This window comes from Priestia megaterium (genome assembly GCF_023824195.1).
GTDB classification, from domain to species: Bacteria; Bacillota; Bacilli; order Bacillales; family Bacillaceae_H; genus Priestia; species Priestia megaterium_D.
The window spans coordinates 88,528-100,400 of the sequence record NZ_CP085444.1 but is presented as its reverse complement, the minus strand read 5'-3'; the positions used below and the strand labels follow the sequence as shown (position 1 = coordinate 100,400).

12 protein-coding genes, 4 tRNA genes and 1 pseudogene are annotated in these 11,873 nt (G+C 33.4%); 7 read left to right on the top strand and 10 right to left on the bottom strand.

The window, feature by feature from the left end:
• Positions 1 to 26: 26 nt before the first annotated feature.
• The 9 genes from LIS78_RS28315 to LIS78_RS28275 all read right to left on the bottom strand — a co-directional run bounded on the left by LIS78_RS28315 (position 27) and on the right by LIS78_RS28275 (position 4,745).
• Positions 27 to 194: a competence pheromone ComX gene (locus tag LIS78_RS28315; RefSeq protein ID WP_209152297.1), complete on the bottom strand. Its 168-nt coding sequence runs from the start codon at positions 192 to 194 to the stop codon at positions 27 to 29.
• Between the two features lie 2 nt (positions 195 to 196).
• On the bottom strand, positions 197 to 1,114 hold the full coding sequence (locus LIS78_RS28310; protein WP_209152298.1) for a polyprenyl synthetase family protein: 918 nt from the start codon (positions 1,112 to 1,114) through the stop codon (positions 197 to 199).
• Between the two features lie 102 nt (positions 1,115 to 1,216).
• Complete coding sequence (locus LIS78_RS28305) at positions 1,217 to 2,146, bottom strand: D-alanine--D-alanine ligase family protein (RefSeq protein ID WP_209152299.1); 930 nt, start codon at positions 2,144 to 2,146, stop codon at positions 1,217 to 1,219.
• Positions 2,143 to 3,297, bottom strand: a complete 1,155-nt coding sequence (locus tag LIS78_RS28300) for a cysteine desulfurase family protein (protein ID WP_252285460.1) — start codon at positions 3,295 to 3,297, stop codon at positions 2,143 to 2,145. The genes LIS78_RS28305 and LIS78_RS28300 overlap by 4 nt, the downstream gene beginning before the upstream one ends.
• Positions 3,298 to 3,319: 22 nt before the next feature.
• The gene (locus tag LIS78_RS28295; RefSeq protein ID WP_209152301.1) at positions 3,320 to 4,210 is read right to left on the bottom strand and encodes an LPD16 domain-containing protein; all 891 of its coding nucleotides are present in this window, start codon (positions 4,208 to 4,210) and stop codon (positions 3,320 to 3,322) included.
• 25 nt (positions 4,211 to 4,235) lie between these two features.
• Positions 4,236 to 4,310: transfer RNA gene (locus tag LIS78_RS28290), tRNA-Cys, on the bottom strand.
• Positions 4,311 to 4,380: 70 nt separating this feature from the next.
• A tRNA-Cys gene (locus tag LIS78_RS28285) sits at positions 4,381 to 4,455 on the bottom strand.
• Between the two features lie 70 nt (positions 4,456 to 4,525).
• Positions 4,526 to 4,600 (bottom strand) — tRNA-Cys (locus LIS78_RS28280).
• A gap of 70 nt (positions 4,601 to 4,670) precedes the next feature.
• Positions 4,671 to 4,745, bottom strand: a tRNA-Cys gene (locus LIS78_RS28275).
• 74 nt (positions 4,746 to 4,819) lie between these two features.
• Here LIS78_RS28275 and LIS78_RS28270 point away from each other — a divergent pair.
• Positions 4,820 to 5,767 (top strand): DMT family transporter, encoded by a 948-nt coding sequence (locus LIS78_RS28270; RefSeq protein WP_252285459.1) that lies wholly within the window; start codon positions 4,820 to 4,822, stop codon positions 5,765 to 5,767.
• A gap of 684 nt (positions 5,768 to 6,451) precedes the next feature.
• Positions 6,452 to 6,955 carry a DinB family protein gene (locus tag LIS78_RS28265; protein WP_209152302.1) on the top strand — a complete coding sequence of 168 codons (504 nt, stop codon included), beginning with the start codon at positions 6,452 to 6,454 and terminating at the stop codon, positions 6,953 to 6,955.
• Positions 6,956 to 7,070: 115 nt separating this feature from the next.
• Here the strand turns inward: LIS78_RS28265 and LIS78_RS28260 are convergent, their stop codons facing one another.
• Positions 7,071 to 7,460, bottom strand: coding sequence for a carboxymuconolactone decarboxylase family protein (locus tag LIS78_RS28260; RefSeq protein WP_425334740.1), 390 nt, complete (start codon positions 7,458 to 7,460; stop codon positions 7,071 to 7,073).
• 108 nt (positions 7,461 to 7,568) lie between these two features.
• On the opposite strand from LIS78_RS28260, the gene LIS78_RS28255 reads away from it, so the two are divergent.
• The 5 genes and pseudogenes from LIS78_RS28255 (at position 7,569) to LIS78_RS28235 (ending at position 11,851) form a co-directional block, all read left to right on the top strand.
• Positions 7,569 to 7,976 carry a MerR family transcriptional regulator gene (locus LIS78_RS28255; protein WP_286676974.1) on the top strand — a complete coding sequence of 136 codons (408 nt, stop codon included), beginning with the start codon at positions 7,569 to 7,571 and terminating at the stop codon, positions 7,974 to 7,976.
• Positions 7,966 to 8,877: pseudogene (locus LIS78_RS28250) on the top strand (DMT family transporter). Before LIS78_RS28255 ends, LIS78_RS28250 begins: the two are co-directional and overlap by 11 nt.
• Positions 8,878 to 9,130: 253 nt before the next feature.
• Positions 9,131 to 10,432 carry an MFS transporter gene (locus LIS78_RS28245; protein ID WP_252285457.1) on the top strand — a complete coding sequence of 434 codons (1,302 nt, stop codon included), beginning with the start codon at positions 9,131 to 9,133 and terminating at the stop codon, positions 10,430 to 10,432.
• Positions 10,433 to 10,678: 246 nt separating this feature from the next.
• The gene (locus LIS78_RS28240; protein ID WP_209152307.1) at positions 10,679 to 11,029 is read left to right on the top strand and encodes a DoxX family protein; all 351 of its coding nucleotides are present in this window, start codon (positions 10,679 to 10,681) and stop codon (positions 11,027 to 11,029) included.
• Positions 11,030 to 11,221: 192 nt separating this feature from the next.
• The gene (locus tag LIS78_RS28235; protein ID WP_252285456.1) at positions 11,222 to 11,851 is read left to right on the top strand and encodes an NAD(P)-dependent oxidoreductase; all 630 of its coding nucleotides are present in this window, start codon (positions 11,222 to 11,224) and stop codon (positions 11,849 to 11,851) included.
• Positions 11,852 to 11,873: the final 22 nt, after the last annotated feature.

Here is an 11,873-nt window from a genome sequence, read left to right as displayed (position 1 = left end):
CGCTTGTTCTATTAAATGGTTAGTACCTATTTCCAATAACTCGCTGTTATATCAACTGAATTATTAATTAAAATGTCAATTATAGTTTCTACTTTAATGCCTAAATCGGAATTGAAAATTAAACTCGCTTTTCCTTCTTTCACTAACTCCAGAATATCAGGATTTTCACTTAAATAGTACAGTAATTCTTTCATGTTTATCTTCCTTTCACAAATTCTATAAGTTTAGGTTTAAGTTCAGGTCTTGGAAAATTAATAGATTCAATAGTGTTAAGGGCTCGCTGTAAATAAAATTCTCTTTGGAGCATAGTATATTCTATTGCCTTAGAGTCTGTAATTTCCTGGAGTAAAGTCTGTTTTTGCAGAAGTAAATTGTCATAATTGATTTCTTCATTAACATACGATTTAAGCAGTTTTAATTTAGAGTTAGGATGACCTAATATAAAAATTATAGGTAACGTAATCTTTTTTTTGAAAATATCGTTTTTTTCTTCTATTCTTTGAATATCAATTGCATCATTGAGCAATTGACTAGCGATCCCTATATCTATAGAATAATCTAAAATTGAGCTGTATGGATATACGTCAGTAGCTAAAGCAGTACCTATTAATGCAGCTAAAGCAGTAAAAGAACCTGATTTCTTCCCTACCATATCTATGTAATTATTTTCATCTGCCAACACATTATTTATGTCTAAATGTTGTCCTTCAATTCCTCTCATAGTTAAAGTTGTATAATAAGTCGTTATATTTTTTTTGAACGGAGAACTACATTCATTTAATAACTGTTGAGAAATGAACATAAGTAATGTAGAAACATTTAAGAGATTTGCATTTTCCATATCAAATAATGATGAACTTATATCGTCTTCATCTTGTATATCGTCAATTATATCTAAGGATAAAAGTAAGCATTCAAGAGCTGCAGAAATATTAATTATTTCACCTTCAGAATCCCCGCCAAATAACTTATAATGTATTTCTATGAGTTGACTAAATAAAAAACCTTCACTTTGTTTTTTTAACATGCAATTACATATGTATTTTTTTAACTTTTCATCCAAAATATTTCTATCTAATACCTGTTTTATTATATCATAAATTTTGGTATCCATATCCGCCTCTTTTACCTGTCTAAGAATTTTTTATAAATAAATTAGTTGTTTATACCTATATAGTATTCAAAAAAAATTACAAGCACGCGAAAAATGTCGGCTTTAGCCGACACTTTGCGTATGACCTTTTTTTATCGCAATTAATTGAACCAATCGCTGCATCATTTCTTTATAATCTAACATCATGAATTTACAAGCTACAGGATAAAGACTACTGGTATTCAAGCCAGGCAGAGTATTTAATTCTAATAAATATGCTTTCCCGGACTCATCTACAATAAAATCTAATCGAGCGTAATCTGTTATATCTAATAAATTAAAGAATTCTTTAGACTGTTTTTGAATATTTTTTTGCATTTTTTCCGGTAATTCACATTCGATAAATCGGGACATTCCAGGAGTAAATTTACTTTCATAGTCAAATAAATCATGGTTATGTTTAATTTCCACAAGAGGAAGGATCTCCTCTCCTAGCATTCCTACCGTAATCTCGATGCCTGTAATAAATTCTTCTAAAATGACACTTTCCTCAATTTCTAATGCCTGTGGTATAAAAGTGTCGTACTCTTCTTTAGAAGTTACATAATATAAACCCACGCTGCACCCTTGAGACAAAGGCTTCAGAACAAATTTAGATCCCAAAACATATTTCACTTTCTCATAACTTAAAATGCTTGTTTTTGTAATTAACATACTCTTAGGAATTGAAATACCTATTGTACTTGCTAATTTTTTAGTCACCTCTTTATTCATACCTATCGAACTAGCTAGTGCGTTTGCACCGTTATAGGGTAAATTAAGATAAGATAGGTATGACTGTAAAGTTCCATCTTCGCCAAAACCACCATGTAAAGCATTGAAGATTAAAGTATTATCCCCTATTTCTAAATTTAATACATCTTTAAAAGTGGTAATTGAACACATTTCCACCTGATAACCAAGTTCTATTAAAGTGTTATAAACACACTCACCGGTCCTTAGTGAGATTTCTTTTTCAGAAGAATCACCGCCTGCTAGAACTATAACCTTCATACAAATTCTCCTTGCAATTGTGTTATATTTTTAATTTTTTTACCTAAAATTTTGACAGCTGTTTTTATTTGTTCATTTGTTAAATCCGGGCTCAAACAAATTCTTATAGAATTATTTGCTTCTTCTTCACTTAATCCTATAGAAGTAAGTACATAGGAAGGCTCTAAACTATTTGAATTACAGGCTGATCCTGAGGAAATCGCAACATCCCCTAGCCCTAAAACCAAAGTTTCTGAACTAACATTTGGTATCCTTATATTAAGAACATGCGGAATACTAATTGAGATATCATTATTAAACTCAAACGTTACCAACTCTTCTCGTAAAGCCTTAATAAAAGCTTGTCGTAAATTTATTACCTTAGTATGATGCTCATCTATTTGCTTTTGAGCTAAACTACAGGCATGTCCTAATCCAACAATAAGAGGAGTGGGCAGTGTACCACTTCGAAGAACGTCCTGTCCTCCGCCAAACATTAATGGTTTAACCAAATGTTTAACAGATCTATCAATAAATAGTGCACCTATTCCCTTCGGTCCGTAAATTTTATGACCTGATAAAGATAAAGCATCTACTTTCATTTTCTTTACGTCAACAGGTATCTTACCTATTGCTTGTACAGCATCTACATGTAGTAGGATATTTTTAGCATTACAAATGCTAGATAATGTCTTTATATCTTGAATCACGCCTAATTCTGAATTAACAAGAGATATGCTTAATAACTTGGTATTTTGATCTATTAAATCCATTAGGAAATTTATATCTATTTGTCCTTTGGCATCCACTCTTCCGTACCTTACATCAATTCCACGCCTCTGAAGTTCTTTTCCCACTTCCAAGGTAGATTTGTGGTCTATGGGACATAGAATAATGTTTCCATTAACTCTGTTTAACCATTCATATAATCCTAATAAAAAGAGATTATTGCTCTCTGTGGCACCAGAAGTGAAAGTTATTTCTTCAGTATGAGCACCAATAATCTCAGCAACTTGTCGAGAGGCATTATTGACTGCATGTAAAGCTTTTTTTCCGTAAAAATGCAAGGAAGACGGATTTCCAAATTCTGAATTGAAATATTTTAGCATAACTTCCATAACTTCTTTGTGACAAGGAGTTGTAGCACAATGATCTAAATATAAAATTCCCATTTATTAAACCTCTACTTTCAGCTTAGCTTTCAAAAACAGAAAAATTCACCATTTTGCTATAGATTTCTTCTTTAGACATTTCTCCACTCCCACCTGGATCTGCAATTATTATCTTCATGCCTGTTAATTTGTAAAGATTTAGTGCTATTTCTACCCCAGTTTTAACGGGCTGATAACACTCACCTGGAGCAAATACAAGCATTAGTCTTTTTCCATCTTTGTAAACTTCAGAAATCATTTCAGTAATTTCTCCGGCACATCCTGTAATTCCACAACTAATTAAGGTTTTATAATTTCCGTTCTCATCTAAAAATGTAACTTCTGAGTCTTTAGTTTGATTATTTAAAACTTTCTTTTCTAACTTACCTTCTTTAACGAGTTTGTTTGCACTCTTTTGAAATCTATATTTAAGCCATGTTTCTGGAAATGCAAGGTCATGCTTTCTACTTTTTAGGATATTCCTCTCTGAGAATACTTTAGAGTTTTCTAGAACTTTCATATAAGATGTTGGAAAGCTAAATTTCTCATAGAACTGTGCCCTTAATTCACTAGCTGACACATTCTTTGCAGGTACATATTGCCAGTCATTAATTAGTAAAAGAAATTTCTTTTCGTCAAATTCATCCGAGAATTCCTTTGCTATTTCAACTCCAAGTTCCCATGTGTATTTTGGGAAAATGCCCACTCTTTGCTCAACACGTTCTCTAATAATTTGATTATCCTGCTCTTCAATTACCCCTGGAATCAGTTCATTTTTATGTTCATCCATGAACAACATGAAATGGCCCGCCATCACAACTAGATCTTTATATTCGCTAACTTTTAACTCATTTCTAATTAGATTAAGTAACTTTTCTTCAGATTCTACAAGTTCATGAGTTGATTTGATACCAGATTTATTCGTTACAGCCATATAAATCACTACCCCTTTAGTTTAATGGAGACGGCGCTAGGATTTGAACCTAGGATCAAGGATTTGCAGTCCTTTGCCTTACCGACTTGGCTACACCGCCATTTTATATTTATGAATGGATACCCTTTAGTCTAAATATTAAATTCATACAAATTAATTTCTTAAGATAATGGAGACGGCGCTAGGATTTGAACCTAGGATCAAGGATTTGCAGTCCTTTGCCTTACCGACTTGGCTACACCGCCATTTTATATTTATGAATGGATACCCTTTAGTCTAAATATTAAATTCATACAAATTAATTTCTTAAGATAATGGAGACGGCGCTAGGATTTGAACCTAGGATCAAGGATTTGCAGTCCCTTGCCTTACCGACTTGGCTACACCGCCATTTTATATTTATGAATGGATACCCTTTAGTCTAAATATTAAATTCATACAAATTAATTTCTTAAGATAATGGAGACGGCGCTAGGATTTGAACCTAGGATCAAGGATTTGCAGTCCCTTGCCTTACCGACTTGGCTACACCGCCATTTATAATGTTTTACATTTTTGTTAATATATGATATTAATTTTATATAAAAAATTTGTATGGAGGAAAAAATTATGCACATTACCAAAAAAAGATCTCAATTTATTACCTATTTACTTCTTCTCAGTATCATATTGTCTTGGAGTTATGGGTGGGTTATTACCAAGATAGGTCTAGAGTCTATTCCCCCTTTTAAATTTGCGGCTTTACGCTTTTTTATAGGAAGCTTATGTATGTTACTAGTATTACTTATATTCAGAGCCCCCTTATTTCCAAAAGGCCTATGGTTTAAAACTATAATTTTAGGTTTATTACAAACTACTTCAGTGTTTCTATTAGTTTTATATGGAATGATGTTTATCAATGTAGGGCAAGCTTCTATCATCATTTATTCCATGCCCATTTGGAGCGCCATAATTGGATATTTAGTTCTAAAAGAAAAAATTAGTTCAAGACAGGTAATAGGTCTTGGTATCTCTTTAATCGGATTAATTTCAATATTAGGGTTAGATTTAATATTGTCTTCTAACTGGAATGTGATTCTAGGTGAATTTTTGCTTATGTTAGGTGCTATTTCTTGGGGCGCTTCTAATATATACATGAAAAAAAACTTTACTTCGTCAAATAAACTTACTATATCAGCATGGCAAATGATATTTGGAACCATAGGAATTTCAATCGCCTCACTAATAATGGAATTTCATAAACCTATAAATTGGAGTACGGAGGCCTTATTAATTGTCCTCTTCACTGGCATAATTGCTTCAGCATACTGTTTTACAGGATGGTATTTTATACTCTCAAAAGTTAATACAACGGTTGCTTCAGCTTCTCTTTTATTTATTCCCTTACTCAGCATTCTATTTGAATGGATGATTTTAGGTAAGCATTTAACTGTCAGTACTTTGGTAAGCGTCATCTTTATTACAATAGGGGTATATCTCGTTTCGGTAAAACATGCTACACAAACTAGACAGAAAAAAAAGACTGAATTATCTCTGGAAAAAACTAATGATGTTTGACTTCGTTTTTCATTTTATTGGAAAATAGAGTACGATGCACCGCATATCTGTTTGTATATAACACAAACATTTTACGTTATACCGCAAAAAGTAATTCCAATAAAACGAAAAATCATATTATAGCTACATATATCACCTAAAAAACCCCTTGGAACAATAATTCCAAAAGGTTCATAATAATGCGCTGGGTGGCAGGTTCGTTACATTAAAAGAAGTAAATGAAATTATATTTTAAGCTCTCAAAGAACTTTTAAGAGGAAAAAAGCAGCCTTTCAAAGGCTGTTTTTTGTTCCTAGAAAATGCATTATGTTAACTAACTTTGTATATCATATACAGTCTGAAAACAAGAAAAGCCACTGGACCTAATCAGTGGCTTTTTCTGTCCCCGTAAGGAATGGAGAGTCATTTTATGATGCCTCACGGCGTCTGGTGTAGTTTGCTCAATATGTAAAAAATTAATCATTTACATAAAAAGAGAAAAAACAATCCGTGGGAGTTGGATTGTTTTTTCTTAAGGAAAGATCAGGCTGATAGTTCCTTACTATATTTTATGTTTCCTACTTTGTGTTATGACTACCTATAACCGTGCTTACGTAAACTAGGAATGAACGTTTTATACATAGTGTTTTATAATATAACTATTGTTAAAATGGAATTAAAAGGATAAACAAAAGGGGGAATTTTATGTTTCAAAGTTTAGATAGTTTTTTAAGGTCTTGGGAATATGAAGCAAATGCTACTCGGAGACTACTAAAAAATTTAACTGATGGGTCGCTTAAACAGGAAATTACTTCACAAAATTGGACTTTAGGACGTATTGCTTGGCATACAGTAGCTTCCATTCACATAATTGCTTCAAATACTAACTTAACATTTGAAGCACCGTCTAAAGATTGGCCCGTTCCTACTACGGCTCAGTTTATAGCAGACAGCTATCAGCAAGCAAGTGACGCATTTGTACAAGCATTAAAAACTCAATGGATCGACAAAACGTTAGAAGAACGAGTAGACTTTTTAGGTCAGAAAATACCAAATGGGTCACTTTTAATGTTTTTAATACAACATCAAACCCACCATCGGGGACAAATGACCGTTCTTATGAGACAAGCAGGATTAACCGTTCCAGGTATTTATGGGCCATCAAAAGAAGAATGGGCGAATTTCGGTATGGAAGCTCCCAAAATGTAACATTAAATATATAAGAATAAACAAGTGAAAGCCCTTAATAACAGGGCTTTTTTGTATATGATTTCTAATAAAATCCATTATGTTACCTAACTTTTTATGTCGTATACAGGCTTTTTTATTTAGTAGTTACTTTTAAATCTCTTTCTTCGAAAACTTGTTTAGCAACAAAAACTGCATTTAAAACTTTTGGAAAACCGGTATATGGAATACAGTGTATAATAACCTCCACTATGTCATTTGCAGTAAGCCCCACGTTAAGAGCTGCATTAATATGGACATTTAGTTGTGGCTCACATCCCCCTTGTGTCGCTAGTGAGGCTATAGTTACCAACTGTTTTTGCTGTAGACTAATTCCTTTTCTTTTATAGATATCTCCAAAGGCAAACTCGATGACATACCTTCCAAGATCAGGAGCAATGTCCTTTAATGATTCAATTACTCGTTTTCCTCCTTCTCCATCTACCTCCATTAACTTTTTCCATCCATTTTCATAGCGTTCGTTTATCAATTGAATCTCTCCTTAAAATGTAGTGATTTTATCTATAAATTAAATAGTAATCTTTAGAGTGCGCTCTAAAGCAAGACTTTTATTTATCATGTTATAATTGCTCATATGGAAAATTTATTCAGTATTCAAGAAGTAGCAAGAATGACCGGTCTTTCTGCACATACATTGCGTTATTATGAAAAGATTGGGTTATTGTCTTCACCGTTAAGAAAAGGTGGAAAAAGAAGATATACAGAAGGTGAAATTCGCCTTCTCAAATTTATGAAAATGTTAAAACAAACAGGAATGTCTTTGGAAGATATCCAGGAATTTTTAAAGGATGGATGTCTCCTAGAAAATATTGATTCTACAGCCATTCAATTAAAAAAGATTCAAACGAGGGCAGATATTTTGAATAAACATTTACTTCTTCTAGAAAAGCAAAAACAAGCGATTGAAACAGTTATGAATGTGACCAAAGAGAAATTAGAGACGTATGAAACAATGATTGGAGATTTGAAAGATGAAAAGTAGAATATACCTTATGTTAATAGGTTTCGCTATCTTTACAGGTGCTACGTTCAACATAGCTAAGTATGCTGTTCACTATTTCTCCCCTGCAAGTGCTGCAGCATGGCTATTTGGAATTGCTGCACTTGTTATGGTTCTGATATTAGGATTACAAAAACAAATAAAGGTAGAAACCATTATGATTTATTGGAAAATGTATATTTTACTTGGCATCATAGGGATTTTTGGATTCAATGCTTTTTTCTTTCTAGGAATGCACTATACGTCCCCTTTAAATGGGGCCCTCATCATGGGAACTAATCCTCTGGTAACTGCACTTTTTGCTTATTTTATTTTAAAAAATCCCATTACAAAACAGCAGATGCTGGGTATATCTTTTGCCTTAGTAGGCGTTACCCTTGTCTTAACGCAAGGTTCGTTAGAAATTATTCAAACACTATCCATTTCTAAAGGTGATTTACTCATTTTAGCAGGGAATCTATGTTGGGCTTTATATGGTGTACTAGGAAGAAAATATTTGAGTGGTAGTTCCTCAATGGAGACAACTACTTATACAATGATTATTGGTTCTCTTTGTTTGGTCATCTTAACAGCTTTTTCACCAAGCCCTCAACCTTTGTCACACGTTACATCGTCAGCTTGGGGAGCTATTCTCTTTATGGCTCTATTTACAAGTGTATTAGGCTATCTGTGGTAGAATAAGGGAATGGCTGCTATTGGCGCAAGTAATACGTCTTTATTTTTTAATTTAGTTCCAGTAGTCACCATGATCCTTTCTATTTTAACCGGTACCCTTATCGCATTACCTCAAGTAATAGGCACATGTTTAGTTATTTTAGGTGTTTTAGTAGCTTCTGGCTTTTTACACCTCAGAAAAAAAGAAAAGGTTTCAGCTTCAGTATAAAAATAAATTAGTAAAGTCTATATAGAAAATATATAGACTTTATTTCTGTGAAAAATTGTAATCATAGCAACTAACTATGTATATGATATAGACTAAATAATAAGAGTTTTTATCTAATTCTTCCATAATAGAAATGTTATTTATCCTAAATAAATCTTAAAGGAGGAAAGTTTCAAGAGTTCGACAAAATAGTTGAGGATTTATAAAAACGGAAACAGTTGATTAACAACTAAAATGTAAGTGGGTGTTTAACATGACAAGGTATACGAATGATTTAATTCAAAGTTATATTGACTCTCCTGAAAAAAAGAACAGGTTATACAAGCGTACATTATTTATCGTTGGCCTTTCACAAATTTTTGGAGGAGCCGGTCTTGCTGCTGGAATAACTGTAGGAGCAATCCTTGCTCAACAAATGCTTGGTACAGATGCAGTTTCAGGATTGCCAACTGCTATGTTTACTTTAGGATCAGCAGGAGCTGCTTTAGCAGTCGGAAGGCTTTCGCAACGATATGGACGTCGCTTTGGTCTAGCAACAGGCTTTATAGTAGGTGGAATTGGAGCAATTGGAGTTATCTTTTCAGCCATTATAAATAGTATTTTTCTCTTATTTGCTTCTCTTCTTATTTATGGAGCAGGAACAGCAACTAATCTACAAGCTCGTTACGCAGGCACAGACTTAGCAAGCGCAAAACAACGGGCAACTGCAGTTAGTATGGCCATGGTTTTCACCACCTTTGGAGCTGTTGCAGGCCCAAATTTAGTTAATGTAATGGGGCATTTTGCGCTTTCAATTGGTGTTCCGGCACTTGCAGGGCCTTTCATTTTAGCAGCAGCTGCATATATATTAGCTGGTCTTGTCTTTTTTATTATGCTTCATCCAGATCCACTACTAATAGCAAGAGCAATAGAAGCGAATAAACAGAAACGTGACACTCAACAAAATCTAACAAATACTGAACAGTCAACTAATAAAAAAGGAGTGGCTGTTGGTGCAACAGTTATGGTACTTACTCAAATTGTAATGGTTGCTATTATGACCATGACACCTGTACATATGGGACATCATGGTCACGGTTTACGTGAAGTAGGAATTGTCATTGGAGCTCATATAGGTTCCATGTATCTTCCATCGTTAGTTACAGGAATTCTGATTGATAAGATTGGACGAACGGCTATGACGATTGCTTCTGGAGTCACCTTACTTTTGGCGGGTTTCGTAGCAGCTATAGCTCCAAGTAGTTCAATGGGTTTTCTAGTCCTTGCTCTTTGTTTATTGGGATTGGGATGGAATCTAGGCTTGATAAGTGGAACTGCACAAATTGTTGATGCTACGGAACCATCTACACGTGCCAAAACTCAAGGAACTATAGATGTTTTAATTGCATTGGCAGGGGCTTCTGGTGGGGCCTTATCTGGAATGGTCGTAGCTCATTCCAGTTATGCAACCTTATCATTAAGTGGCGGCATTTTATCTTTAATCTTAATTCCAGTTGTAATATGGGCGCATGGAGGAAAAAACGAGCGTACACTTAACGTAAATAAAGAAGTTTAAATCCAATATAAAATGCATGAATTATTTTTTCCAATTAGATTGATGAAACATAAAAAGGACTTTAAATTTAAAGTCCTTTTTTATTTCTACCGAGAACATTCATTATGTTAACTAAATGTGTATATGGTATACATAATTTTAATTTAATAATTCATCATTAATGATAAAATACAACAAGGAATATATATCCATTCATTCCTACTTGAAAATATCTCTAAACAAGATCATTAAAAGGAGGAAGCTTAGATGATCACTTTTGTGCAAGTGATTTTAGCAATCTTTATTTTAATAGGAGGATTTATAAAACTTTTTCGTATACCGTTTCAAGTTGAACATTGGCGGCACTATCGATACCCATTATGGTTCATGTCTGCAATTGGACTTATTGAACTCATTGGAGCAATAGGAATGATCGGCGGTATTTGGAATCAACACTTGGTTTTAGGATCGGGCATATTATTTATAATTCTCATGATGGGGGCCATACATGCTCATATGTTTCGAGCTCATCAATCTATTGTAACTGTTATTCCTGCAACAATCTGTTTGATCTTATCTATAGTAGTTATTTTCTGGAACTCGGATGTGTTTTCCTAAACCTACCGAAATTATGTTGCATTTCGAAAGCCTTACATTTTATTAAATTTAAGGCTTTTTGTGTGTGGGTTCCTGTTCCATTAATGGTGGTTATATCGACTAGAAGATAACAAAAGATAAGTTGTTTTGGTTATTTATGGATATAGAATGATAGAATTAAACAAAAGTGAATATGTGGAGGAACTAATTTATATGAAAAATGTAATTGCGATTATTGGAGGTACTGGAAAAGCAGGTAAATATTTAGCCGAAACAGCAATTCAAAAAGGTTATAAAGTCCGTTTGTTAGTTAGAAGTCCTGAGAAACATACATTTGCAGATCCAAATGTAAGTTTTATTCAAGGAGACGCTAGAAATGCAGATTCCATTTATTCTCTAATTAATGGATGTGACGTAGTGATAAATACATTTGGTCAACCTAACAGAGCTAAACCTTTATATAGTGAAACTACCACTTTAATCGTCAACACTATGAAAGAACTTGAAATTAAAAGATATATTGGTGTAACGGGTGGGTCTTTAGATATCAAAGGGGATAAAAAAACATTCGTCAATAAACTAGGAGCAATTGCTTTTCGTATTCTTTATTCTGAGATGATTTTAGATAAGAAAAAAGAGCTACAAATCCTTGAAGAAAGCAAATTAGACTGGACACTTGTACGGTTGCCTTTTGTTAAAGAACATAAAGAATCAAAAAAAATAAAGGTTAATTCACTTGATATGCCCGGGTTTAAGATATCTGCTGAGGGTATCGCACAATTTTTGATCGAGCAGGTATCTTGCTCAAGTTACATACATAAAGCACCCTTTATATCAAATTAGGAGATGTCTACCGATAATGGTG

Excerpts from the sequence above, each read along its gene's own strand:
- LIS78_RS28255 (WP_286676974.1), top strand. The coding sequence starts at position 7,569 with ATGGAAAATTTATTCAGTATTCAAGAAGTAGCAAGAATGACCGGTCTT.
- LIS78_RS28305 (WP_209152299.1), bottom strand. The coding sequence starts at position 2,146 with ATGAAGGTTATAGTTCTAGCAGGCGGTGATTCTTCTGAAAAAGAAATC.
- LIS78_RS28300 (WP_252285460.1), bottom strand. The coding sequence starts at position 3,297 with ATGGGAATTTTATATTTAGATCATTGTGCTACAACTCCTTGTCACAAA.
- LIS78_RS28310 (WP_209152298.1), bottom strand. The coding sequence starts at position 1,114 with ATGGATACCAAAATTTATGATATAATAAAACAGGTATTAGATAGAAAT.
- LIS78_RS28240 (WP_209152307.1), top strand. The coding sequence starts at position 10,679 with ATGATCACTTTTGTGCAAGTGATTTTAGCAATCTTTATTTTAATAGGA.
- LIS78_RS28315 (WP_209152297.1), bottom strand. The coding sequence starts at position 194 with ATGAAAGAATTACTGTACTATTTAAGTGAAAATCCTGATATTCTGGAG.
- LIS78_RS28235 (WP_252285456.1), top strand. The coding sequence starts at position 11,222 with ATGAAAAATGTAATTGCGATTATTGGAGGTACTGGAAAAGCAGGTAAA.
- LIS78_RS28270 (WP_252285459.1), top strand. The coding sequence starts at position 4,820 with ATGCACATTACCAAAAAAAGATCTCAATTTATTACCTATTTACTTCTT.
- LIS78_RS28265 (WP_209152302.1), top strand. The coding sequence starts at position 6,452 with ATGTTTCAAAGTTTAGATAGTTTTTTAAGGTCTTGGGAATATGAAGCA.
- LIS78_RS28245 (WP_252285457.1), top strand. The coding sequence starts at position 9,131 with ATGACAAGGTATACGAATGATTTAATTCAAAGTTATATTGACTCTCCT.
- LIS78_RS28295 (WP_209152301.1), bottom strand. The coding sequence starts at position 4,210 with ATGGCTGTAACGAATAAATCTGGTATCAAATCAACTCATGAACTTGTA.